The organism is Pseudomonas sp. MEJ108 (assembly GCF_030208985.1).
Taxonomy (GTDB): domain Bacteria; phylum Pseudomonadota; class Gammaproteobacteria; order Pseudomonadales; family Pseudomonadaceae; genus Aquipseudomonas; species Aquipseudomonas fragariae.
The window spans coordinates 1-21,468 of the sequence record NZ_JARVSW010000074.1 but is presented as its reverse complement, the minus strand read 5'-3'; the positions used below and the strand labels follow the sequence as shown (position 1 = coordinate 21,468).

At 59.9% G+C, this 21,468-nt stretch carries 24 protein-coding genes, 1 pseudogene and 1 riboswitch; of the genes and pseudogenes, 11 read left to right on the top strand and 14 right to left on the bottom strand.

Translation table 11 applies throughout. The features are described 5' to 3' along the window. Nucleotides 1–3 precede the first annotated feature (3 nt). The 4 genes from QRN50_RS23985 to QRN50_RS23970 all read right to left on the bottom strand — a co-directional run bounded on the left by QRN50_RS23985 (nt 4) and on the right by QRN50_RS23970 (nt 3,188). Nucleotides 4–906 (bottom strand): MerR family transcriptional regulator, encoded by a 903-nt coding sequence (locus QRN50_RS23985; RefSeq protein WP_096126451.1) that lies wholly within the window; start codon nt 904–906, stop codon nt 4–6. 3 nt (nt 907–909) lie between these two features. Beyond that, nucleotides 910–1,872, bottom strand: coding sequence for a YbgA family protein (locus QRN50_RS23980; protein ID WP_024640149.1), 963 nt, complete (start codon nt 1,870–1,872; stop codon nt 910–912). A gap of 117 nt (nt 1,873–1,989) precedes the next feature. Continuing rightward, nucleotides 1,990–2,205 (bottom strand): TIGR02450 family Trp-rich protein, encoded by a 216-nt coding sequence (locus QRN50_RS23975; protein ID WP_004406940.1) that lies wholly within the window; start codon nt 2,203–2,205, stop codon nt 1,990–1,992. Then, nucleotides 2,202–3,188, bottom strand: coding sequence for an NAD(P)/FAD-dependent oxidoreductase (locus QRN50_RS23970; RefSeq protein WP_011266745.1), 987 nt, complete (start codon nt 3,186–3,188; stop codon nt 2,202–2,204). The genes QRN50_RS23975 and QRN50_RS23970 overlap by 4 nt, the downstream gene beginning before the upstream one ends. 288 nt (nt 3,189–3,476) lie before the next feature. On the opposite strand from QRN50_RS23970, the gene QRN50_RS23965 reads away from it, so the two are divergent. Then, a complete protein-coding gene (locus QRN50_RS23965; protein WP_024642389.1) occupies nt 3,477–4,379 on the top strand; it encodes a TIGR01777 family oxidoreductase in 903 nt (300 codons plus the stop codon). Between the two features lie 27 nt (nt 4,380–4,406). Continuing rightward, on the top strand, nt 4,407–5,429 hold the full coding sequence (hemH, locus tag QRN50_RS23960) for a ferrochelatase (RefSeq protein WP_004406934.1): 1,023 nt from the start codon (nt 4,407–4,409) through the stop codon (nt 5,427–5,429). Nucleotides 5,430–5,606: 177 nt separating this feature from the next. Here hemH and QRN50_RS23955 read toward each other — a convergent pair whose 3' ends face one another. Both QRN50_RS23955 and upp read right to left on the bottom strand, forming a co-directional pair. Continuing rightward, the gene (locus QRN50_RS23955; RefSeq protein WP_011266747.1) at nt 5,607–6,884 is read right to left on the bottom strand and encodes a uracil-xanthine permease family protein; all 1,278 of its coding nucleotides are present in this window, start codon (nt 6,882–6,884) and stop codon (nt 5,607–5,609) included. A 4-nt stretch (nt 6,885–6,888) separates the two neighbouring features. Next, the gene (gene upp, locus QRN50_RS23950) at nt 6,889–7,527 is read right to left on the bottom strand and encodes a uracil phosphoribosyltransferase (RefSeq protein ID WP_024642275.1); all 639 of its coding nucleotides are present in this window, start codon (nt 7,525–7,527) and stop codon (nt 6,889–6,891) included. Nucleotides 7,528–7,734: 207 nt separating this feature from the next. On the opposite strand from upp, the gene QRN50_RS23945 reads away from it, so the two are divergent. The 3 genes and pseudogenes from QRN50_RS23945 (at nt 7,735) to QRN50_RS23935 (ending at nt 9,215) form a co-directional block, all read left to right on the top strand. After that, on the top strand, nt 7,735–8,292 hold the full coding sequence (locus QRN50_RS23945; protein WP_003318214.1) for a hypoxanthine-guanine phosphoribosyltransferase: 558 nt from the start codon (nt 7,735–7,737) through the stop codon (nt 8,290–8,292). A gap of 66 nt (nt 8,293–8,358) precedes the next feature. Continuing rightward, nucleotides 8,359–8,861 (top strand): annotated as a pseudogene (locus QRN50_RS23940) (hypothetical protein). Nucleotides 8,862–8,927: 66 nt separating this feature from the next. Then, nucleotides 8,928–9,215, top strand: a complete 288-nt coding sequence (locus QRN50_RS23935) for a PA4642 family protein (RefSeq protein ID WP_004406914.1) — start codon at nt 8,928–8,930, stop codon at nt 9,213–9,215. Nucleotides 9,216–9,514: 299 nt separating this feature from the next. On the opposite strand, the gene QRN50_RS23930 is transcribed toward QRN50_RS23935, so the two are convergent. Next, nucleotides 9,515–10,348, bottom strand: a complete 834-nt coding sequence (locus QRN50_RS23930) for an amino acid ABC transporter permease (protein ID WP_024640145.1) — start codon at nt 10,346–10,348, stop codon at nt 9,515–9,517. Then, the gene (locus QRN50_RS23925) at nt 10,345–11,166 is read right to left on the bottom strand and encodes an ABC transporter substrate-binding protein (protein ID WP_054091882.1); all 822 of its coding nucleotides are present in this window, start codon (nt 11,164–11,166) and stop codon (nt 10,345–10,347) included. Before QRN50_RS23925 ends, QRN50_RS23930 begins: the two co-directional genes overlap by 4 nt. 110 nt (nt 11,167–11,276) lie before the next feature. On the opposite strand from QRN50_RS23925, the gene QRN50_RS23920 reads away from it, so the two are divergent. After that, nucleotides 11,277–12,173 (top strand): homocysteine S-methyltransferase family protein, encoded by an 897-nt coding sequence (locus QRN50_RS23920; protein WP_058398340.1) that lies wholly within the window; start codon nt 11,277–11,279, stop codon nt 12,171–12,173. An 85-nt stretch (nt 12,174–12,258) separates the two neighbouring features. On the opposite strand, the gene mqo is transcribed toward QRN50_RS23920, so the two are convergent. Both mqo and QRN50_RS23910 read right to left on the bottom strand, forming a co-directional pair. Next, entirely contained in the window at nt 12,259–13,767 is a 1,509-nt protein-coding gene (gene mqo, locus QRN50_RS23915; protein ID WP_004406901.1) for a malate dehydrogenase (quinone), read from the bottom strand. A 721-nt stretch (nt 13,768–14,488) separates the two neighbouring features. Next, the gene (locus QRN50_RS23910) at nt 14,489–14,722 is read right to left on the bottom strand and encodes a hypothetical protein (RefSeq protein WP_004406900.1); all 234 of its coding nucleotides are present in this window, start codon (nt 14,720–14,722) and stop codon (nt 14,489–14,491) included. A gap of 228 nt (nt 14,723–14,950) precedes the next feature. On the opposite strand from QRN50_RS23910, the gene QRN50_RS23905 reads away from it, so the two are divergent. After that, complete coding sequence (locus QRN50_RS23905) at nt 14,951–15,532, top strand: YajG family lipoprotein (protein WP_004406899.1); 582 nt, start codon at nt 14,951–14,953, stop codon at nt 15,530–15,532. Between the two features lie 75 nt (nt 15,533–15,607). On the opposite strand, the gene QRN50_RS23900 is transcribed toward QRN50_RS23905, so the two are convergent. Together QRN50_RS23900 and QRN50_RS23895 are read right to left on the bottom strand one after the other, a co-directional pair. Continuing rightward, nucleotides 15,608–15,814 carry a hypothetical protein gene (locus QRN50_RS23900; protein WP_003346138.1) on the bottom strand — a complete coding sequence of 69 codons (207 nt, stop codon included), beginning with the start codon at nt 15,812–15,814 and terminating at the stop codon, nt 15,608–15,610. Between the two features lie 260 nt (nt 15,815–16,074). Then, nucleotides 16,075–17,241, bottom strand: coding sequence for a 1-acyl-sn-glycerol-3-phosphate acyltransferase (locus QRN50_RS23895; protein ID WP_003421706.1), 1,167 nt, complete (start codon nt 17,239–17,241; stop codon nt 16,075–16,077). Between the two features lie 103 nt (nt 17,242–17,344). Here QRN50_RS23895 and QRN50_RS23890 point away from each other — a divergent pair, with 103 nt between their 5' ends. The 4 genes from QRN50_RS23890 to QRN50_RS23875 all read left to right on the top strand — a co-directional run bounded on the left by QRN50_RS23890 (nt 17,345) and on the right by QRN50_RS23875 (nt 19,449). After that, nucleotides 17,345–17,527 carry a CPXCG motif-containing cysteine-rich protein gene (locus QRN50_RS23890; protein WP_004406898.1) on the top strand — a complete coding sequence of 61 codons (183 nt, stop codon included), beginning with the start codon at nt 17,345–17,347 and terminating at the stop codon, nt 17,525–17,527. Continuing rightward, complete coding sequence (locus QRN50_RS23885) at nt 17,527–17,787, top strand: putative signal transducing protein (RefSeq protein ID WP_003318203.1); 261 nt, start codon at nt 17,527–17,529, stop codon at nt 17,785–17,787. The genes QRN50_RS23890 and QRN50_RS23885 overlap by 1 nt, the downstream gene beginning before the upstream one ends. Nucleotides 17,788–17,816: 29 nt before the next feature. Beyond that, nucleotides 17,817–18,446 carry an SOS response-associated peptidase gene (locus tag QRN50_RS23880; RefSeq protein WP_004406897.1) on the top strand — a complete coding sequence of 210 codons (630 nt, stop codon included), beginning with the start codon at nt 17,817–17,819 and terminating at the stop codon, nt 18,444–18,446. A gap of 184 nt (nt 18,447–18,630) precedes the next feature. Further along, a complete protein-coding gene (locus QRN50_RS23875) occupies nt 18,631–19,449 on the top strand; it encodes a M48 family metallopeptidase (protein ID WP_004406896.1) in 819 nt (272 codons plus the stop codon). A gap of 54 nt (nt 19,450–19,503) precedes the next feature. On the opposite strand, the gene QRN50_RS23870 is transcribed toward QRN50_RS23875, so the two are convergent. After that, nucleotides 19,504–20,088 (bottom strand): TMEM165/GDT1 family protein, encoded by a 585-nt coding sequence (locus QRN50_RS23870; RefSeq protein ID WP_024641248.1) that lies wholly within the window; start codon nt 20,086–20,088, stop codon nt 19,504–19,506. A 69-nt stretch (nt 20,089–20,157) separates the two neighbouring features. Beyond that, a riboswitch (yybP-ykoY riboswitch) is annotated at nt 20,158–20,296 on the bottom strand. A gap of 38 nt (nt 20,297–20,334) precedes the next feature. Further along, nucleotides 20,335–21,333, bottom strand: a complete 999-nt coding sequence (locus QRN50_RS23865; RefSeq protein WP_096126450.1) for a methyltransferase — start codon at nt 21,331–21,333, stop codon at nt 20,335–20,337. Between the last annotated feature and the right edge of the window lie 135 nt (nt 21,334–21,468).

The window sequence follows — 21,468 nt, the reverse complement described above, 5'->3', positions numbered from 1 at the left end:
TCCTTAGATAAGTCCGAGCTTGCCCAGCTCGATCTGAGCGCTGAGTACGTCGTGGGCAAGGGTCAGTCCAGATATCTCCTTGGCCTGTACGAGCAACTCGGCATTATGGATCTGCACCGTTGGTCCGCCCAGCACGACAGGGCAGGTGATATTGGCCAGCAATCGGGGCAGATGGGGCACGTTCAGCGACTTGCTGGAATACAGCAATATGCCGCGTGGCTTCAGGTATTCGGCTGCCAGCGCCAGCTCGCCGACCGGCAACGGCCAGTCGAACACCTCGACCGGGCAATCGGCGCTGCTCACCAGCCAGGCCGCCAGCCACAGGTGCGGTTCCAGCGGCAGATCGGACTGATTGACCAGCAGCAACGGGCTGCCATTGAGCTGACGGTTGTTGTGGTAGATGCGTGCGCCAAACTTGCTGCGCAGCCAGGAGTAGAAAAACGTGCGCTCCAGTTGTGCGCCGAACTTGCCTTGCCAGCGCTGTTCCAGCTCGGCCAGCAGCGGCAGCAGCAACTGCTCACACAGCGTGCGCGGCGGGTACAGCGACATCGCCTGATTGAACACGTCATCGACCCGGCGTTCGGCCAGCTCGCCGATCGCGACCAGCAAGGTCTGACGCAATGCGTCCCAGTCGTTGGTCGGCGGCAGGGCGTCCTTGCGATTGTCATCGATCAGCCCCTTGACCTGACTGACGGACACACCGCGGTTAAGCCAGGTCAGAATCTTCATGACGCGCTGCACATGCGCGTCCGAATACAGCCGATGACCTTTGGCGGTGCGGTGCGGGACGATCAGCCCGTAACGACGCTCCCAGGCTCGCAGGGTGACGGCGTTGACGCCTGTCTGCCGTGCAACCTCGCGGATCGGCAACCAGTCGCCCGGCACCTCTGTGTCTGTTTCATTCATGAGTCAAATCGCATTGCGCAGGCTGAGGTTTTCCGGGTGGGGCTGCATGTACACCTGCAGCGCCACATACGGGTCCGGATGTTGGCGAAAATGATGCTTGAGCAGCGTCAGCGGCACGATCAGGGGCACGATGCCCTGGTGATACTGGGCGATGACCTGCTGGATTTCCTGCTTGTCTTCACTGGTAATGGTTTGTTTCAAATAACCACACAGGTGCTGCAGGACGTTGGTGTGAGTGCTGCGCGTGGCGCACTTTTTCAAGGCTGCCATCAATTGGCTGAAGTACAGCGGCGCGATTTCGTTCGGGTCGGTGCGGCCCATGCTGCCGAGCATCTTGCCCAACGCCTTGTATTGCACCGGGTCGTTGGCCATCAGCTGGTATTTGTAGCGCGAGTGGAATTCGGTCAGGGCGCGCCGGGTGACGCCTTCTTTCAGCAACTGTTGCCAGGCCGCGTAGGCAAACACGCGGGTGACGAAGTTTTCGCGCAGCACGGCATCGTTGAGCCGGCCGTCTTCCTCGACGGGCAGATCGGGGTGACGTTCGCAAAAGGCCTGCGCATAGATCCCGCGACCGCCGCCATCGACCGGGGCGCCGTTTTCGCGGTAGACCTTGACCCGCTCCAGGCCGCATGAAGGGGATTTCTGCATGAAGATGTAGCCGCAGATATCGCCCAGCTCAGCGGCCATCTGTATGCCGTAATCCGCCAAGGCCTGGGTAACGTCCAGGTCACGATTGACCGTACCAAGCGCCTTGGGATTTTCTGCGTCGCCCACCAGCCTGATCGGCTCGCGTGGGATGCCCATGCCGATAGCAACTTCAGGACACGCCTGGACGAAATCGAAGTACTTGCTCAACGCCTGCGTACACAGATGAGATTCCTTGTGTCCGCCATTGAAGCGAACCTCGGCACCCATCAGGCAGGCACTGATGCCGAGTTTGGGTTTTTCGATTGCGGACGCCGCCATCAGTCACCTCTACAGAAGACTTGTACAGATAGTTCGTGCTGTACAACTTGTCTTCATCATAGGGGTGTAATTGTACAAGTCAAATTCTTTGTAGAGGGCGGTAAGGGCTGATTCCAGCTACTTCCAGCCCATCCGCCATGTATCTGACTGTTGCAGCACTTGCCACGGCAGTCGCTCGCTGCGCTGGGTCAGCACGGCCTGCAGCTCTATTTCCAGGACGGTGCCTTCTTCGTCCTTGAACAGCTCGGTGACCAGAAAGTGTTTTTCCCGGTTGAGCGGGGTGGCTGCTGTCCATTTCGACAGCAGCAGCTTGCGCGGGTTGATCTGATTCATTGCACGTGTTCCAGCAATCGACGCGCGGCTTCCTGCCCACTCAGCCATGCGCCTTCCACGCGTCCGGACAGGCACCAGTCGCCGCACACGTAAATGCCCAGATCGGCATCCGACAGAGCGCCCCATTCGTGAGAGCCGGCAGGCCGTGCATACAGCCAGCGATGCGCGAGGCTGAACACTGGCGCGGGCATGGTGCAATCGATCAATTCCGCGAAGGCGCCGTGCAACTGTTCGGTGACCTGTTCTCTGGAGGCGTCGATATTCTGCTGGCTCCACTGGCTGGTGGCGTGCAGTACCCAAGTATCGAGCGTGGCGTCGCGCCCGGGTTTGCTGCGGTTGCGGGCCAGCCAGTCCAGCGGGCTGTCCTGCACGAAGCAACCCTGCATGGGCGTCTGCAATGGGGTTTCGAAGGCCAGCGCCACAGCCCAGGTCGGGTCCATCTTCACGCCTGCCACGACGCTTGCCAGTTTTGGCGCGGCAGCCAGCAGGGCAGTGGCCTGAGGGGCCGGGGTGGCGATGATCACATGGCTGAAAGGGCCGTGGCTTTCGCCTTCGGCATCAAGCAGGTTCCAGTGTTGTTCGCCGCGAAACACTTCAGTGATCCGGCACGAGAACGACACTGGCAGATCGCCGCGCATCGCCCGGGTAATAGCGCTCATGCCAGGCGTACCCACCCAGCGCACTTGCTCATCCGGTGAAGGGCTGAGTCTGCCGCCATGAAAGTTGTAGAGCGAGGGTGTCCACTCGGCGACGTGGCCCTGGGTTTGCCACTGCTTGACTGCAGTGGCAAAGCGCCGGTCACGGGCGGTGAAATACTGTGCGCCCATGTCCAGCGAACCTGCGTCGCTGCGCTTGCTGGACATACGACCGCCGCTGCCGCGGCTCTTGTCGAAAAGGTGCACCTGATGCCCGGCGGCTGTAAGCGCCTGGGCTGCTGAGAGTCCGGCGATACCGGTACCGATGATTGCGATAGGGACAGTCATAGGGGCCTCGTTACCTTGTCTGTACAGACTACGCCGTAGTTAAAACCTGTACAATCTTCTTGTTTGGTATAACTTGCAGTGGTTTTGCAATTTAGCGATTGAGTCACACTGCCACTGGCAAGGTCGAACGGTTCAGCGACTCGGGCGAAGGCCTCGAGGCTGCGCTTCATTCTGCTGTGGCCTATGGTTCAGCTGACAGTTTCGTTTTCCGGACCAACGTCACGGACAGCGTCACTGGTAAAAATAAGACTACTCAATTGTCACCTACACCACGCGAGGTTATCTGCCATGCACATATTGCTGACCGGTGGTACTGGTTTGATAGGACGAGCGCTCTGCCGTTTCTGGTCTGCTCAAGGCCATGAATTGACGGTATGGAGCCGAACACCCGCCGATGTCGTCGAGCTGTGCGGCCCCTCAGTGCGTGGCATTGCCAGCCTTGATGAGCTGGGCACGCAGCCGGTGGATGCAATCATCAATCTGGCAGGCGCGCCCATTGCGGATCGTCCCTGGACCCGCAAGCGCCGTCTGTTGCTGTGGGAGAGTCGCGTCGGCCTGACCGAGCAACTGCTGAAATGGCTGGGCACTCGCGCGCAAAAACCTGCGCTGATGATTTCCGGTTCCGCAGTCGGTTGGTACGGCGACAGTGGCGAGCGCGAAATCGACGAAACCTCGCTGCCTGCCAAGGAAGACTTTGCCAGCCAGCTGTGCAATGCCTGGGAAGAAACCGCGCAACGTGCCGAGGCGCTGGGGGTGCGGGTGGTGCTGATACGCACGGGGCTGGTGCTGTCCGATCGTGCCGGTTTTCTGCAGCGTCTGTTGCCCCCTTTCAAATTCGGCATGGGCGGGCCGATCGGTAACGGCAGGCAGTGGATGCCGTGGGTTCACATCCAGGATCAAATCGCCGCAATTGATTTTTTGTTAAATCTGAATGAAGCAAAGGGTCCTTATAATGTTTGCGCGCCTTCACCGGTGCGCAATCGTCAGTTTGCCAAGACCCTGGCCGGCATTCTGCACCGACCGGCGTTCATGCCCATGCCTGCGCTGGCCCTGAAGGTATTGCTGGGTGAGCTTTCGGTATTGCTGCTCGGTGGTCAGCGTGCGCGGCCGGAGCGTTTGCAGGAAGCTGGTTTTACATTCAAGTACACCGAACTCGACACCGCCCTGCAGGATTTGCTGGGTCGCCACTGAACGCTGTTGAAATGAATAGGATGTTGCATGACCGATCACGCTTTGTTGCTGGTCAATCTGGGTTCGCCTGCTTCTACTCAAGTGGCAGACGTGCGCAGCTATCTGAACCAGTTCCTGATGGATCCTTATGTGATCGACCTGCCGTGGCCAGTGCGCAGGCTGTTGGTCTCGCTGATTCTGATCAAACGGCCAGAGCAGTCCGCACACGCCTATGCGTCCATCTGGTGGGATGAAGGTTCGCCTCTGGTGGTGCTGAGCAAGCGTCTGCAGCAGGCGATGAAAAAGGAGTGGTCGCACGGGCCGGTCGAGCTGGCCATGCGTTATGGCGAGCCGTCCATCGAAACCGTGCTGACGCGCCTGGCAGAGCAGGGCTTCAAGAAGGTCACCCTGGCGCCGCTGTATCCGCAGTTCGCCGACAGCACGGTGACCACGGTCATTGAAGAAGCCAAACGTGTGGTGCGCGCCAAATCGTTGAAAATGCAGTTCTCGGTGCTGCAGCCGTTCTACGATCAGCCCGAGTACCTGAGTGCGCTGGTGGAAAGCGTGCGGCCGCATCTGGAGCAGCCTTACGACCATTTGCTGCTGAGCTTTCACGGTCTTCCCGAGCGGCATCTGCACAAGCTCGACCCGACCGGCAAGCATTGCCTGAAGGACGACTGCTGCATGACCGCCCCCGCCGAAGTGCTCGCCACCTGCTATCGCGCGCAGTGCATACAGTCGGCGGCGGCATTCGCCAAACGTATGGGCATTGCTGACGGCAAATGGTCGGTGTCGTTCCAGTCACGTCTGGGGCGTGCCAAGTGGATCGAACCCTACACCGAAGCGCATCTGGACGAACTGGCGGCGAAAGGTGTGAAGAAGCTGCTGGTCATGTGTCCGGCGTTCGTGGCTGATTGCATCGAGACGCTGGAAGAGATCGGTGATCGCGGTGCCGAGCAGTTCAAGGAAGCGGGGGGAGAGGAACTGATCCTGATCCCTTGCCTGAACGACGACCCCAACTGGGCGAAAGAGCTGAACAGACTGTGCGAGCGTGCGCCGTTGATGTTGTAGTGCTGCGAACGCCAGGGTGGTGATGATCGTTCCTACGCTCCGCGTAGGAATGCATTTCGTGACGCTCCGCGTCGCAAATCTGCGCTGCACCGCACATTCAGGATCGGACGCAGAGCGTCCAGAACTGCATGCCAACGCGGAGCGTTGGCACGATGGTCAAGCCCACTCCGGGCAGGATTACGGCAACTGATCATCCAGTTGCTTGTTCTTCCAGCTGTCATTGCCCGGCAGGATCAGGTTCAGGGCGATGGCGGTCACGGCGCACAGGGCAATGCCCTTCAGGCCGAAATCGTTCGGGCCGTTGCCGGTGCCGATCAATACGCCGCCGATCCCGAATACCAGGGTGACCGAGACAATCACCAGATTGCGCGCTTCGGCCAGGTCGATCTTGTGGCGGATCAGGGTGTTCATGCCCACCGCGGCAATCGAACCGAACAGCAGACATAGAATGCCGCCCATCACCGGCACCGGAATGCTCTGCAGCAGCGCGCCGAACTTGCCGATGAACGCCAGTGTGATCGCAAAGAACGACGCCCAGATCATGATCTGCGGGTTGTAATTCTTGGTCAGCATCACCGCGCCAGTCACTTCGGCGTAAGTGGTATTGGGCGGGCCGCCGAACAGACCAGCCGCGGTGGTGGCGATGCCGTCGCCAAACAGCGTGCGGTGCAGGCCCGGCTTTTTCAGGTAATCGCGTCCGGTCACACTGCCGACTGCAATCACGCCGCCGATGTGCTCGATGGCCGGGGCCAGGGCCACCGGAACAATGAACAGTATCGCCTGCCAGTTGAATTCCGGTGCGGTGAAGTGCGGCAAGGCCAGCCAGGCGGCGTCAGCGATTTTTTTGGTATCGACCACACCAAAGTAGAACGACAGCGCGAAGCCCACCAGCACGCCGGAGATGATCGGCACCAGACGGAAAATGCCTTTGCCGAACACCGCCACGATCAGCGTGGTCAGCAAGGCCGGCATCGAAATCAGCATGGCGGTCTGATAGGGAATCAACTGCACGCCATCGCCGGACTTGCCCATCGCCATGTTGGCTGCAATCGGGGCCATGGCCAGGCCGATCGAGATGATGACCGGCCCGATCACCACGGGAGGCAGCAGGCGATCAATGAAACCGGTGCCCTTGATCTTCACCGCCAGACCGAGAAAGGTATACACAAAGCCTGCCGCCATGACGCCGCCCATGGTCGCGGCCAGACCGAACTGGCCCTTGGCGAGGATGATCGGGGTGATGAAGGCAAAGCTCGAGGCCAGAAAGACCGGCACCTGACGCCCGGTGACGATCTGGAACAGCAGCGTGCCCAGGCCTGCGGTGAACAGCGCCACGTTCGGATCGAGCCCGGTGATCAGCGGCATCAGCACCAGCGCGCCAAAGGCCACGAAGAGCATTTGTGCGCCGGACAGGATCGTGCGCCACAGTGGATCGTTGAACTCCTGCTGCGTCATCGGGTTACGCGTCCTTCTGTTTGGTGCCGAAAATCTTGTCACCGGCATCGCCCAGGCCCGGAATGATGTAGCCGTGTTCGTTTAGACGCTCGTCGACGGAAGCGGTGTAGATCATCACGTCCGGGTGCGCCTTCTCTACGGCAGCGATGCCTTCGGGCGCCGCGACCAGAACCATGGCGCGGATTTCCTTGCAGCCGGCCTTTTTCAGCAGATCAATGGTGGCGACCATCGAGCTGCCGGTGGCCAGCATCGGGTCGATGATCATTGCCAGGCGCTCGTCGATTTCCGGGACCAGTTTTTCCAGGTAGGTGTGCGCCTGCAGGGTTTCTTCGTTGCGAGCCACGCCGACCGCGCTGACCTTGGCGCCCGGGATCAGACTGAGCACGCCGTCCAGCATGCCGATACCGGCGCGCAGAATCGGCACGACAGTGATTTTCTTGCCCGCGATCTTCTCGACTGACACCGTACCGGCCCAGCCTTGAATGTCGTAGTTTTCCAGCGTCAGGTCGGCGGTGGCTTCATAGGTCAGCAGCGCGCCGACTTCCTGAGCCAGCTCGCGGAAATTCTTGGTGCTGATGTCGGCGCGGCGCATAAGGCCGAGCTTGTGGCGGATCAGTGGGTGACGGATCTCACGAATGGGCATGGGGAAAGGCTCCAGCGGGGCAAAAATCGGTCTAGGTTAATCTATTCAGCTGTTACTGTCTTAAAGCGCGTGCAGTATCGTCTCGAAGCTTCGACGTTCGCGGCTTTTGCAAGACACTCGCAACGTTAGTCCAGAATCACTTGCTCTGGCTTGAACGGATGCGTACCTTTGCCCGCTTTTCTCAAACTGCCTTACCTGGAGAGCGTCATGTCCGCTGATCTCGAGCATATCCGTCAAGTCATGCGCGAAGCTGACTGCCTGTACACCGAGGCCGAAGTGGATGCGGCCATTGCCCGCGTCGGCGCGCAGATCAATGCCGAACTGGCCGAGCGCAATCCTGTCGTGTTCTGCGTCATGAATGGCGGCCTGATTTTCTCCGGCAAGCTGCTCACCCATCTGAACTTTCCGCTGGAAGCGTCCTACCTGCACGCGACGCGTTATCGCAACGAAACCACCGGCGGCGATCTGTTCTGGAAAGCCAAGCCGGAAGTCTCGTTCATGGACCGTGACGTGCTGATCATCGACGACATCCTCGATGAAGGCCACACCCTGGGCGCCATCATCGACTTCTGTAAACACGCCGGTGCCCGCGCTGTGCACACGGCCGTGCTGATCGACAAGGACCACGACCGCAAGGCTCGCCCGGACCTGAAAGCCGATTACGTCGGCCTGCCGTGCATCGACCGTTATATCTTCGGCTTCGGTATGGACTACAAAGGTTACTGGCGTAATGCTGCCGGTATCTATGCGGTCAAAGGGATGTAAGGCATTCTGACGGCCGCTTCTGCGAACAGGGGCGGTCGTCGATTGGCAATTATATGGAAACCCTCAATGAAGCTACTGATTACCGGCGCCGTAGCGTTGGTGCTGTTGTCTGGTCTGGCCGTTGCCGCACCTGCTGCGCCGGTATCGGCCAGCCCCATGCACGATCAATACCTGCCGCCTGACGACCTGAGCCTGCGCGATGGTGTGCCCGAGCAGCAACAGTTGATGCGGGTCACCGAGTACACCATCGTTGCCGGTAACCAGCGGCAATCGAGTCAGCAGCCGATTCCGGTCACCTCGCCCTTGTCGCTGCGCCTCAAGGGCAAGTCGCTGAACAAGGGCGCATCCATCTCCCAGGTGCTCGTGCACTTCGATGGCGGTGATAGCAAAAGCCTTAAAAGCCGACCTATGATGAGCCGTCGCGCACGTTGACGCTGTATTACCCGCTGTCCCAGTACCGCGTGCTGGTGGACTTGCTGCGCAACGAGAAGGTCTATTGCCAGTTCCTCAGTTATGCCAACGGACACATCTGGGCTGATCTGCACACCACCTCTGCACGTGCGCGTTGAGCGCGGCGCTCGCCGGAGGGTAAACTGCCCGCCCGTGAAAGTGTCTGCGACCTGCTGGAGCCTGTAATGCGTAAAGATAAGAAGCAGTTGATTGGCGATGAGATCGGCGATGAGCAGATCAAACTGTTCCTCGACTTCGAGCCGTATGATGCTACCTCGCCGTCGCTGCACAAGTTGATCAAGGCTTATCGTGGGCTGCGCATCAACGATTTCGAACGCTTTCTGGTGTTCTTCAAGGAAGCGGGCCATGACTTCGATGGCAAGGACGAGCACGGCAACGACTTCATCGCCCTGATCAAGGATCAGCGCAATGCTGACGAATACATCGAACTGATCGAAAAAGCCCGCAGTTGACTGTCGTGCCAATGCTCCGCATTGCCAGAGCTGGACGCAGAGCGTCCGGAACTGCATTCCCACGCGGAGCTCTCAGTCGTTATACACACGTCCTAGAGCGCCCGGAATAACGGGCTTCCGAGCTTCTGCCCAGAGGGCGTGGGAGCGAACTTGTTCGCGAAGACGGTGTTTTAGGCGATGCATTTTCGGCGATTATACGACCCCCTTCGCGAACAAGTTCGCTCCCACGGCCTTCGGCCAGAATCAAAAACAGACTTGCGTATAACACTGAGCGCAAAGCGTGAGGACGAACGCTGCAGTCACTTGCGTGCCTGATACGCCTTGCCGTAATGCCGCTCCAGTCGTGACTGCAACAACTCCAGCCCGATCGACATGATCCAGTACAGCACCGCTGCGGTGGTCAGCATTTCGATGTATCGATAGCTGGAGCGGCCGTAAGACTGCGCGAGAAACATCACTTCCCAGACGCCCATCACTGAAATCAGGGAAGAGTCCTTGAGCATGGAGATGAACTGGTTGGTGGTCGGCGGAATGATCGTGCGCATGGCCTGGGGCAGGGTGACGCGCCAGAAGATCTGCGTCGGGCGCAGCGCCAGGGCCAGTGCGGCTTCACGCTGCCCGACGGAGACACCGATGATACCGGCACGGAAAATCTCGCTCAGGTACGCCCCGTAGTTGAGCGACAGCGCGATCACTCCTGCCGTGATGGCTCCGGGCACGATGCCAAGTTGTGGCAGACCGAGATAGATCAACAGGATCTGGATCAGCAGCGGCGTGCCACGAAAGAACGAGGCGTAGAAGCTGGCGATGCCAAACGCCACTGCGCTGCTGGAGAGCCGTGCGAGTGCCGTGACAAAGCCAAGCACGACCGAGACCACGATCGAGCACACTGACACGAACAATGTCAGCGCCGCTCCCTGCAGAAAGCCGTTGGGGGCCATATGCAGCCCGATCAGGTTCGGCAGCTTGTCGAGGATGATCGACAGCTTCAGATCGAAGCTCAGGAAGAAGCCGGCGAACAGCACGAACATGACCAGCCAGGTCAGGTAAAGCCGCGTACGGAAGCCGAAAACTCGCTTGAGCAGGCTCTGCTCGGCCTGCTCGGGTGGGCGCTGGGGCTGAAAGGAAGTCATTTGCTGATGTCAGCACCGATCCACTTTTGCGACAGCTTGCTCAGGGTGCCGTCGCTCTTGAGTTCGGCGAAGACTTCGCGAACCTTGGCGTCCCATTCCGGATCGTCTTTTTCGATGGCCACGGAGTTGGGTTCTTCATACAGCGGCTCGCCCGCCAGTTTGAAGCGCTTGTCCTGATCCAGACGCGGTTTTGCGGTCACCAGATTGGTCAGTATCGCGTCCAGCCGCTTGCCAGCGCCCAGCCCAAGGTCTTGAAAGGCCACGTTGTCGTTGTCGTACGGGGCGATCTGTACGTCTTCGAACGGGTACTGCAGGGGCTTGTCTTCGGCGCCATCGATGACCAGGTTCTTGTTCAGGTAACTTTCGTAGCTGGAGGCGCTGGTCAGGCCGACTTTCTTGCCGCTCAGGTCCTTGGCCGAATGGATACGATCATCCGAGGCGTTGACCACGATCACTGCAGGCGAGGCGTAGTACTCGACCGGGAAGTTGAACACTTCGGCGCGGGCCTTGCTCGGTGTCATCGAGCAGACGCAGATGTCATAACGTCCGCTCCAGTGGCCCGCGGCGATCACGTCCCAGGACGGTGTTTCGAGGCGCAGCTTGACGCCCAGTTTCTGCGCCACGGCCTTGGCGACGTCGACATCGAAGCCGTCCAGTTCATTCTTGTCATTCAGGAAAGAGAAGGGCGGGTAACTTTCCATGAGGACGTTGACCAGCTCTTTGTTTTTCTGCACGCGATCCAGCGTGGCGCCGGCCAGAACTTGCGTGGAGGCTGCCAGAGTGACCAGGCCGATGCCCAGCAGAGCGCGATAATTCACAGATATCCCCTGAAAAAGTGTTTGTAGTTTGATGAAAGGGCCGTATTAAATACGTTATACAAGACTGACTCATAATGAGTTTTTTTCATATACATATAAGCAGATCACATATGACGCAAGGCACAACTGTAATTCTCGATGGCGGCATGGGCCGTGAACTGCAGCGTCGCGGAGCCCCGTTTCGCCAGCCTGAATGGTCGGCTCTGGCATTGAGTGAAGCACCCGAAGCGGTGAGTGCGGTACACGCCGCTTATATCGAAAGTGGTGCTCAGGTCATCACCAGTAACAGCTACGCCGTCGTGCCGTTTCATATTGGCGAAGAGCGTTTTGCCCGTGAAGGTCAGGCATTGGCAGCGCTGGCCGGGCAACTGGCGCGCGAGTCGGCCGATGCTTCTGGCGGACGCGCCCGGGTAGCGGGCTCCATTCCGCCGCTGTTCGGTTCCTATCGCCCTGATCTCTATCAGCCGCAACTGGCTGCCGACGTTCTGAAACCACTGATTGCCGGGCTGTCGCCGTATGTCGATCTGTGGCTGGCCGAAACCCAGAGCTGCATTCTCGAAGCGCAGACCATCCGCGCCGGGCTGCCCAATGACGGCAAACCGTTCTGGCTGTCGTTCACCCTGCAGGATGAAGATACTGACGAGGTCCCGCGCCTGCGCTCAGGTGAGCCGGTCGCCGACGCCGCCAGGGCTGCCGCAGCAATGGGTGTCGCCACGCTGCTGTTCAACTGCAGTCAGCCAGAGGTGATCGGTGGCGCAATCGATGCAGCGCGTGAGGTGTTCACGTCGCTGAACGTCGACATTGCCATCGGCGCCTATGCCAACGCCTTCCCGCCGCAACCCAAGGACGCCACCGCCAACGACGGTCTGGATGAGCTGCGTGAAGACCTTGACCCGCAGGGCTATCAGCAGTGGGCGGCAGACTGGGTCAAGCGCGGCGCCACGCACATTGGCGGCTGCTGCGGGATTGGCCCCGAGCACATTGCCGTACTGTCCAGAAGCCTCTGACCGTCACCTGCAATAAACGCAATAAAAAGCCCCGTGGCTGGTAAAGGCTCACGGGGCTTTTTGTTACAGCACAGCAGCGACCGGATCAGGCGAAGCTGTGTTCCTGGCTGCTTTTCTCGACCAGTTCCAGCGCCTCGTCGTTCTGCGCGCTGATACGCTCGTAGAGCGGCGCATCGGTTTCGAGGATCTTCTCCCGGGCCGGGAAAATCTCTTCGAGCTTGGTCGCCCATTCCGTGCGGGTTTTCTCCGGGAAGCAGCGCTCGAGCAGCTCCAGCATGATCGACACAGTCACCGAAGCGCCTGGCGAAGCGCCGAGCAGTGCGGCCAGCGAGCCATCCTGTGCAGACACCAGCTCGGTGCCGAATTGCAGGACGCCGCCTTTTTTCGCATCTTTCTTGATGATCTGCACGCGCTGACCGGCGATTTCGAGACGCCAGTCTTCGGCTTTCGCTTCCGGGTAGAAGCGGCGCAGCGATTCCAGGCGTTGCTCCATCGACTGCATCACTTCGCTGACCAGGTACTTGGTCAGGTCCATGTTGTCGCGCGCCACCGCCAGCATCGGTTTGATGTTGGCCACGCGTACCGAGAGCGGCAGGTCGAGGTACGAGCCGTGTTTCAGGAACTTGGTGGTGAAACCGGCATAAGGTCCGAACAGCAGGGATTTCTTGCCATCGACCACGCGGGTGTCCAGGTGCGGCACCGACATCGGCGGCGAGCCCACGGCGGCCTGGCTGTAGACCTTGGCCTGGTGGTGCTTGACCACTTCCGGGTTGTCGCAACGCAGCCACTGGCCGCTGACCGGGAAGCCGCCAAAGCCCTTGCTTTCTTCGATGCCCGACAACTGCAACAGCGGCAACGCTGCGCCACCGGCACCGAGGAACACGAACTTGGCATCTATCTCACGCGTGCCGCCGCCATTCACGTCCTTGACGCTGACGGTCCAGCCGGCGCCGTTGCGGGTCAGGTTGGTCACACGGCTGCGGTACTTGATCTGCGTGCCTGGAGCGCTGGTGAGGTGGCCGAGGAGTTGATTGGTCAGCGCGCCAAAATTGACGTCGGTGCCGTTCATCATGCGCGTTGCGGCAATTTTTTCGTCCGCAGGCCGGCCAGGCATCATCAGTGGCATCCACTCGGCCAGCTTTGCCTTGTCCTCGGTGTATTCCATCGAGGAGAAGGCGTGATGCTTGCTCATGGCTGCAAAACGGGTCTTGAGGAACGAGACGCCTTTTTCGCCCTGCACGAAGCTCAGGTGCGGAACCGGGTTGATGAATGAGCGGGCTGAACCGAAGGTGCCCTTGCGTGCCAGGTAGGCCCAGAACTGTTTCGAGACTTCGAACTGGGTATTGATGTGCACCGCTTTCTTGATGTCGATGGAGCCATCAGCCGCAGGCGGCGTGTAGTTCAGCTCGCACAGACCGGCGTGGCCGGTGCCGGCGTTGTTCCACGGGTTGGAACTCTCCGCAGCACCGGAATCCATCAGCTCAACGACTTCCAGCGTGATGCCGGGGTCGAGCTCTTTTAGCAATACCGCCAGAGTGGCACTCATGATGCCCGCTCCGACCAGTACTACATCGACTGCTTCGTTATGCGCCATTAACGCGTCTCCAAAATCTGCAGCACCAAATTGACGGCATACGATCCTGAGGCTGGTTGCCAGGTGTTCGCGGGCTGGATCAACTCTCTACCCTCGCTTGCCTGGCCAGGATCGCCTGACCGATTCTTCGCAATTTTTCGCATCCAAAGCGCAGGTCCCGGTCAGGCCCGGTCATGGTTCATCAATGCTTCATGAACGCATTTCCAGGCCCGCGAGGCCATTCGACCATCGTCAGGGAGCCCCTTGTGCAACGGGCTCCTGTCGATGGCGTCAGGCTCCGGTCATGGAGGCGCGGCTGCGGTCAGTCCTGTTCAAGAGAGCCGGTTCAGACGCTGATGGTGCATTTACAAACGCGTACCTATTCATTTGCTCGCCACACTCTTGTGAAGTAGTGAAACCCGTTTTTCACGTCCTTTTGGGAACGCGAACCAAACCTCGAAATGGCTGCGATGACAGCGCTGGCAGGTCAGGCGCATAAAGAGTGAGGCGCTGGCCGGCGAGAAAGGTTCGATACGATTCGAGCATTCTTCACCTTTCATCGAGCACACTCGTGCGCAAATGACCTGTGTGGGCGGCTCTCTGTGGGCATTACGAAGGCGCTAATACGGCGATTAGCAGTGCTGCGAGGCCCGATCAGGAGACGTCCTTATAATCGGGGGGAGATTATAGCGATGAAATGGCAGGAATTGATCGCTTTAAATGACTTTTATTCGCTCCCCGGTCAGGCGGTGAGCAACTGGCCGCGCGGTGAGCGTTCGCTACGCTGCGTCACGCGGGCGCTGGCGGGCAGGGGCTGATTCAGCCAGCTGAGCCGTTGCTCGGTCACTTCGACCCATTCCACGCCGGTCGGACGTTGCGCGCAGTGTTTGAACGCACGGCAGACGCCTGCCTGATCGATACGCGCGTAGTGGCGATGCTGGGGGCGTGCAGTGAACAGAGACCGGAACAGATTCATGGCGCAGCTCCTGTGACTTTAATGAGCGTCTGGGCGATGGAGGCGAGTCTGCCGCGTGGATGTGACGCCCTGATTACACCGTGCTGGATGAATCTTGCCCTGCGTTGCTGCGTGAACCCCGATGCGTGTCGAATGTCCGAGGCTTAACGGTCAGTGGCCTCTGGTTAGCGGCTGTTACAGGCCGCTATACTGCGGCACATTCAGTGTCTGGCCCATGGAGAAATGAGCATGCTGCGTCGCATTTTGTTCGGTTTGCTTGCTGTAAGCAGTTTGACCCTGGTGGGCTGTGCCCACAGTCCGCAACAACTCAGCCCCACGCCCAAGCTCAACGCGCAGCTGGCGGCCGTAGGGCGTGGTCAGCCTGTGGTGGTGCGTGTCGTCGACGGCCGTCCTGGGCCGACGCTGGGTACGCGCGGTGGCATGTACCCGGAAACCAGCGCAATCAGCGTCAACGGTGCTGATATCGTTCCCAAGCTTCAGGCTCAGGCTGAAGCGGCCGTGCGCCTGCTGGGCTTTACGCCAACCCAGAGCGGCAACGCTCCACAGCTGACCGTGACCCTGGCAGACTTGAAGTACCAGTCGCCGAAGGAAGGTCTGTACGTCACTGAAGCCACCATCAGCTCGACGTTCCGCGCTGACGTGCGCAATAACGGTCGCACCTACAGTGGTCGTTACGCCGCATCGCTGGACCAGCGTTTCGGTATGGCGCCGAACCAGGAAACCAACACCAAGCTGGTGAGCGACGTGTTGAGCGACGCGCTGACTCGCGTCTTCCAGGACCCGACCATCGGTTCGACCCTGTCGCAGTAAGCCTCTAACCGTCGCGATAAAAAAAGCCCGGCCCTTGTTGAAGGGGCCGGGCTTTTTGCTGTTCAGGGTTTGCTATCAGGCTGCCTGCTGGTAGAAGTCGAGGAAACTCAACCCCGTATCCTGATCCAGATCCGGCAAATCATGATGAACATGCCCGCCCAGTGCGCAGTAGACCAGCCAGTGGCGGTCCTGAACATTGAAGGCCAGGCCATCGATCAACTCCTGCTGCTCATCGCTTGGGGCAATGAGATAAAGGCGATCCTGATTTTTTGCATGCAGCATGACAAGCTCCAAAGAGAGGGAAGTCCGTTTCTCGAGGAGCCACACAATGCAGGCGAAGTATGACGCTGGGGTGACAGCGGCAGAGAATTGTCATGCAGGATGTTTCGGGGGGGCGTATGACCACGCGGAGCCTGAGCAGGATGCGTGCTCTCCCGTACACCTATCGTTCCTCACGCTGACGCACCCACGACCGGACGCAAAGCGCCCGGAACGGCGTACCCACGCGGAGCATGGGTACGGTAGGCATTCTGGCGCAGGTCTTAAAGCGCCAGCCCTGCCTTGACGCGGTACTGGTTGCGCACCGGAGTCGCGTATTGCTGAATCATGTAAGGGCGGTGCTCGATCGGCGTGCCTGCCAGACGACTTTCCCACTCCTCCCTGGCACGTTCGAGTTCATCGGCCGGGAACAGGGCTTCAGCCTTCGGCACTTCAAGCGCCGGATCGGCATCGCTCCACTGCGCGTACGCCAGGTAATGCACCGGGAACAGCCGATAGCCGCCGAGAATCTGCCGGTCCATCTCGATGGCCAGTTGCTTGGTGTCCTCGAAGTGCTCGGTGATCGGCGGTGCAAAGTTCACATGCACACGGCCTTTATAGCCGGTGATCCCCAGAGCAATGCTCACGTCGTCTTCGCCTGGCGTCTTGGTGTAGGCGCCGGTTGTCGCACGAATGTACAGCTCGCGGGCCTTGGCGCTGTCGCACGGATCATATTCATAGCTGATCGACACCGGGATCAGGTTCAGCGAACGAATCACGTCGCCAAACGGCTCATCCTTGCGGCTCATGTGGAACATCTTGAGGATCGCCGACTCGGTACGGTCGTCACCGTCCTTGGCGCGGCCTTCGGCCTGAGCGATCCAGATCGACTGGCAGTCCTGGGTGATCGAGTGATTGATGTACGCCGACAGCAATTGATAAGCCGCCATCTTCTCGCGCCGCCCGGTGATCGAGCGATGCACGATGAAGCTCTTGTTCAGGCGCATCAGGTCGCTGACGAATGGCTTTTGCAGCAGGTTGTCGCCGATTGCGATGCGCGGAGTGGGCAGGCCTGCGTGGTACACGGCATAGTTGACGAACGCCGGGTCCATGACGATATCGCGATGGTTGGCCAGAAACAGGTAGGCGCAACCGGACTTCAGCTGTTCGACGCCAGTGTAGGTGACCCCGTCGGTGGCGCGTTCGATGGTGTGGTCGACATAATATTCAACCTTGTCCTGCAGCGTGGCGACCGAGTCGATACCGGCAAATTCGCGGCGCAGCTTGCGTGCCAGGGTTGGCTGCAGCAGCCAGCCGAATGCGCCCGCCAGGCGGGGAAAGCGGAACCGGGTCAGAATGGCGAGAAAGGCTTTGTCGCTCAGCAGACGTGCCAATACGGCGGGGACTTCTGCATCGTTGTAAGGTCGGATGGCATCAAATTCGCCCATCATGCTCTCTTGTTTGAATCGAATAGGGTAAAAAGAAGACGGATTTGTTAAAACTGCCTTCTGAAGAATGGGTCAATTATACGCATAACTGATCCCGGAGACCGTGATGCAGGAATTACAGAGTTACGACTGCCCTTATTGCGGCGAACCTGTCGAAGCCGTACTGGATATTTCCGGCGGCGATCAACAGTACATTGAAGACTGTCCGGTCTGTTGCCGCCCGATCGTTTTCGACCTGCAGACCGACGGCGAAGACTGGAATCTGGATGTTCGCAGCGAGAACGAGTGATGCAGAAGATCTACGAGCCCGAGAACCTGATGGAGGCCGAGTTGCTGCTGGCAATGCTTGCCAGCGAAGGCATCAACGCGCATCTGGCCGGTCGTGATCTGCTTGGGGCGATGGGCGAGCTGCCGGGGCTGGGGCTTCTGGCCCTCAAGGTCGAAGATGCGCAGGTCGCTCGCGCACGAGCGTTGATCACTGCGTACAATAGCGCCTCGCCCCTGTCTGGCGATGAGCCGGACGACTTCCCCGATGTGCTGGTGTGCTGAGCACCTTCAAACGAGTCTGATTAGCCCCCATGTGTGGACGCTACGCCCTGTTTCGCTGGACCCCTGCCTTTGCCGCCTTGCCCGGTTTTCCTGCCGATCAGCAGGCGCAATGGAATATTTCGCCAGCCGACTGGGTGTTGATCATGCGTGCCGCCGACAACGCGGAGGGCATCGAGCTGGTGCGCGCGCGCTGGGGCCTGACGCCGGCCTGGCTCACTGACCTGTCGAAAACGCCTGCCCATGCCCGCGCTGAAACGGTGGCCGAGCAGCCGATGTTTCGCGATGCCTTCACCCATCGCCGCTGTCTGCTCCCCGCCAACGGCTTTTACGAATGGCGCGGCACGGTGCGCAAACGCCCGTTCTGGCTGACGCCGGGGGAGGGCGCCGCGCTGTTTTTCGCCGCGATCTGGGAAGCCTATCCGGTGCAGGGGCATACGTACCTGAGCGTCGCAGTGGTTACCCAGGCCGCGGCAACCCAGCGCCGGCCATTGATTCTGGACGCCAAGGGCCAGAAAGACTGGCTGGCCGCCGACACGCCGCTGCCGACCCTGCAAGCGTTGCTGGCTGCCCCGCAGACGGCGCTGCGCGAGCGGCCACTGGCCAATCTGGTCAATGATCCCAAGCTCAATGCCCCTGAGTGCCTTACGCCTCTGAGCTAGTCGGGCCAGGCAAAAAACGCCGAATCGGACAAATCCGATATCCGCGTTGAAGTACATCTGATACAAACTGGACACACCTGCGGGAACCATCAGCCCCTGTGCAAAGACCAAGATGCCAGCTGGCCGGTATCTGGCGCAGAGGTCTGCCCCGGGAATGACCGTTTCATACACTAGGAGATACACCATGCGTCCTTCATTTGCCTTCTGTGCCTTGAGCGCTGCGTTGCTGCTCGGCGGGTGTCAGGCAGTCAATACCACGAGTGGCGACTCGGTCGGTGTGGAGCGCAAACAGTACATGTTCAGCATGCTCTCGACGGATGAAGTCAACAAAATGTACGCCCAGTCCTACCAGCAGACCGTTGGCGAGGCGACCAGCAAAGGGGTACTGGACACCACTAGCGCAAATGCCAGGCGGGTCCATGCAATCGCCGATCGACTGATTGCCCAGGCGCCCAAATTGCGACCTGATTCGGCCCAGTGGCAGTGGGAAGTCAACCTGATCAAGAGCGACGAGCTGAACGCCAACTGTGGTCCTGGCGGCAAGATCATTGTCTACAGTGGCCTGATCGACACCCTCAAACTGACCGACGATGAAATCGCTGCAGTCATGGGCCACGAGATCGCCCATGCGTTGCGCGAGCACGGGCGTGAAGCGATGTCCAAGGCGTACGGTGTTTCGATGGCCAAGCAGGGCGCAGGCGCCTTGCTGGGATTGGGTCAGGACAGCCTGGCGTTGGCAGATACCGTGGTCAACTACAGCCTGACGCTGCCCAACAGCCGCAGTAACGAGAACGAAGCTGATCTGCTCGGTCTGGAACTGGCCGCACGCGCCGGTTACAACCCTAATGCAGCGATCACCCTGTGGCAGAAAATGACCCAGAACTCCGGCGGTTCGCAGCCTGAGTTCATGAGCACTCACCCGGCCTCGGAAAGTCGCATCGCCTCGTTGCAGGCTGCGATACCGAAAGTCATGCCGCTGTACCAGAAAGCCGCTAAATCCTGAGTGGATGAGTCGCCCGTAGCGTTGCGAGTGTTTTCGCAACGCTACGGGCCGGCATTACACCCAGCCGCTGACCTGCATTGCCTTGTAAACCGCCACCAGCGCCAGCACGAAGAACGCGCAGGCAGCCAGTCGGCGGATCAGGGTCAGCGGCAGCTTCTCGGCGGCGAAATTGCCCGCCAGCACCACCGGCACGTTGGCCAGCAGCATGCCCACCGTGGTGCCCAGAATGACCAGCCACAGATAGGAATACTGCGCCGCCAGCATCACCGTGGCGATCTGCGTCTTGTCACCGATTTCGGCGATGAAGAACGTGATCAGCGTGGTCATGAACGGGCCGAACTTGCGTGCCGTGCTGGCTTCGTCGTCGTCCATCTTGTCCGGAACCAGTGTCCACAGCGCCGTGGCGGTAAAGCTGGCGGCGAGGATCCAGTGCAGCACTGCGTCTGACAGATAACTGCTGAACCACGCACCCACTGCGCCGGCGGCTGCATGGTTGGCGAGGGTTGCGGCAACGATGCCGGCAATGATCGGCCATGGCTTGCGAAAGCGCGCGGCGAGAACGAGCGCGAGCAACTGCGTCTTGTCACCGATTTCGGCGAGCGCGACCACTGCGGTGGGGATTAAGAATGATTCCAGCATCAGGCTTCCTGAGGGGCGGGTCGACACGGCTATGACACGTACGACCTCCCCGCCCCGGGTAAGGTGTTCGTGTCATAGGTCTTGTCAAACCACCGATCCGTCTGAGCGGATTCCGGGTCGCACGTACCATGGCCTGAGGACCAAGTATGTTGATACGTGCCGGACGAGCATGGCGCTCGTGGGAGACTACTCCCCTAGGACGGAGCGGATTCTGCCTCCGCGAAAACGTTTCGGCAAGTGCTTATTTCAGGGGCGTTTGGCGCTGTAGATTTTGAAACCGTTGCCCTGAGCCCTGACTTCGCACTGCCCGACCTGCTCCTCGATCAGCGGCTGATAACGCAGGAAGTTATTCGCGACCAGGCGCAGTTCGCCACCTGATTTAAGATGTTGGCGTGCTTTTCTCAGCAGGTTTTCCGTTGCCATGTAATCGGTATGAACCCCGACGTGGAACGGCGGATTGCTCAGAATCGTGTTCAAGCCCATCGGGGCTGCGTCGATGCCGTCACCGGTCAGCACCTGGGCTTGCAGGCCATTGGCGGCAAGGGTCAGGCGCGAACTGGCGGTGGCGAAGGCATCGACATCAAGCATGATGATTTCGTTGTGCGGGTAACGACGCTTGATCGCCGCGCCCAGCACTCCGGCGCCGCAACCGAAATCGAGCAGATTGCCGCTGGGCAGCTTGTCGATGTTTTCCAGCAACAGGGCTGAACCACGGTCGAGCCGGCCATGGCTGAACACACCGGGCAGGCTGACGACGGTGAGCGGGCCGTCCTGCAATTCGATCTGGTAGGGCCTGGCGAGGCTTTCCAGGCTGACGGCTTGCGGTGCGTGCTCGACGGTGACCTGCCACAGTTGGCAGTGGCGGGCGCTGTCCAGCTTGCGCGCGCGGCCGAACGGGCTCAGTTGCTTGGCAGCCGCTTCGATGCCACCACGTTTCTCGCCGACCAGAAACAGCTCGCGTCCGGCCAGTCGCGAGGCCAGTGCATTGAGCAGGTAGTCGGTCAGATCACGTGCCTTGGGCAGGAACAGCACGGCGGCTTCGAAGTCAGTCTGTGGCGCCTCGACGCCGAAATCCACGCGTCCTTCAAAACGCGCATCCAGGGCCGCTTGATCACCGGCGTGCCAGCACCAACCACGTGCGTCCGGCAGTTTTCCGAGCAGGTCATCGGCGGGCAGCCCGACCAACAACAGCGAGCCCTGAAACAGCTCGGCCTGACGGAGTAACACTTCACTGCGCGGGTCCATGGAATGGCTCCTGAAAAAGCGCGCAGTCTAACAGGATATGGGCCGGGAGGACGCGGAGCGTCCGGAACAGCATGCGACGCGGATGATCTGGTCAACTGATTCCGGACACAGTTATAGAAGCTACGCCGCCATTTT

Coding starts and splice junctions, on each gene's coding strand:
- QRN50_RS23985 (WP_096126451.1), bottom strand. CDS start 906: ATGAATGAAACAGACACAGAGGTGCCGGGCGACTGGTTGCCGATCCGC.
- QRN50_RS23980 (WP_024640149.1), bottom strand. CDS start 1,872: ATGGCGGCGTCCGCAATCGAAAAACCCAAACTCGGCATCAGTGCCTGC.
- QRN50_RS23975 (WP_004406940.1), bottom strand. CDS start 2,205: ATGAATCAGATCAACCCGCGCAAGCTGCTGCTGTCGAAATGGACAGCA.
- QRN50_RS23970 (WP_011266745.1), bottom strand. CDS start 3,188: ATGACTGTCCCTATCGCAATCATCGGTACCGGTATCGCCGGACTCTCA.
- QRN50_RS23965 (WP_024642389.1), top strand. CDS start 3,477: ATGCACATATTGCTGACCGGTGGTACTGGTTTGATAGGACGAGCGCTC.
- hemH (WP_004406934.1), top strand. CDS start 4,407: ATGACCGATCACGCTTTGTTGCTGGTCAATCTGGGTTCGCCTGCTTCT.
- QRN50_RS23955 (WP_011266747.1), bottom strand. CDS start 6,884: ATGACGCAGCAGGAGTTCAACGATCCACTGTGGCGCACGATCCTGTCC.
- upp (WP_024642275.1), bottom strand. CDS start 7,527: ATGCCCATTCGTGAGATCCGTCACCCACTGATCCGCCACAAGCTCGGC.
- QRN50_RS23945 (WP_003318214.1), top strand. CDS start 7,735: ATGTCCGCTGATCTCGAGCATATCCGTCAAGTCATGCGCGAAGCTGAC.
- QRN50_RS23935 (WP_004406914.1), top strand. CDS start 8,928: ATGCGTAAAGATAAGAAGCAGTTGATTGGCGATGAGATCGGCGATGAG.
- QRN50_RS23930 (WP_024640145.1), bottom strand. CDS start 10,348: ATGACTTCCTTTCAGCCCCAGCGCCCACCCGAGCAGGCCGAGCAGAGC.
- QRN50_RS23920 (WP_058398340.1), top strand. CDS start 11,277: ATGACGCAAGGCACAACTGTAATTCTCGATGGCGGCATGGGCCGTGAA.
- mqo (WP_004406901.1), bottom strand. CDS start 13,767: ATGGCGCATAACGAAGCAGTCGATGTAGTACTGGTCGGAGCGGGCATC.
- QRN50_RS23910 (WP_004406900.1), bottom strand. CDS start 14,722: ATGAATCTGTTCCGGTCTCTGTTCACTGCACGCCCCCAGCATCGCCAC.
- QRN50_RS23905 (WP_004406899.1), top strand. CDS start 14,951: ATGCTGCGTCGCATTTTGTTCGGTTTGCTTGCTGTAAGCAGTTTGACC.
- QRN50_RS23900 (WP_003346138.1), bottom strand. CDS start 15,814: ATGCTGCATGCAAAAAATCAGGATCGCCTTTATCTCATTGCCCCAAGC.
- QRN50_RS23895 (WP_003421706.1), bottom strand. CDS start 17,241: ATGATGGGCGAATTTGATGCCATCCGACCTTACAACGATGCAGAAGTC.
- QRN50_RS23890 (WP_004406898.1), top strand. CDS start 17,345: ATGCAGGAATTACAGAGTTACGACTGCCCTTATTGCGGCGAACCTGTC.
- QRN50_RS23885 (WP_003318203.1), top strand. CDS start 17,527: ATGCAGAAGATCTACGAGCCCGAGAACCTGATGGAGGCCGAGTTGCTG.
- QRN50_RS23880 (WP_004406897.1), top strand. CDS start 17,817: ATGTGTGGACGCTACGCCCTGTTTCGCTGGACCCCTGCCTTTGCCGCC.
- QRN50_RS23875 (WP_004406896.1), top strand. CDS start 18,631: ATGCGTCCTTCATTTGCCTTCTGTGCCTTGAGCGCTGCGTTGCTGCTC.
- QRN50_RS23870 (WP_024641248.1), bottom strand. CDS start 20,088: ATGCTGGAATCATTCTTAATCCCCACCGCAGTGGTCGCGCTCGCCGAA.
- QRN50_RS23865 (WP_096126450.1), bottom strand. CDS start 21,333: ATGGACCCGCGCAGTGAAGTGTTACTCCGTCAGGCCGAGCTGTTTCAG.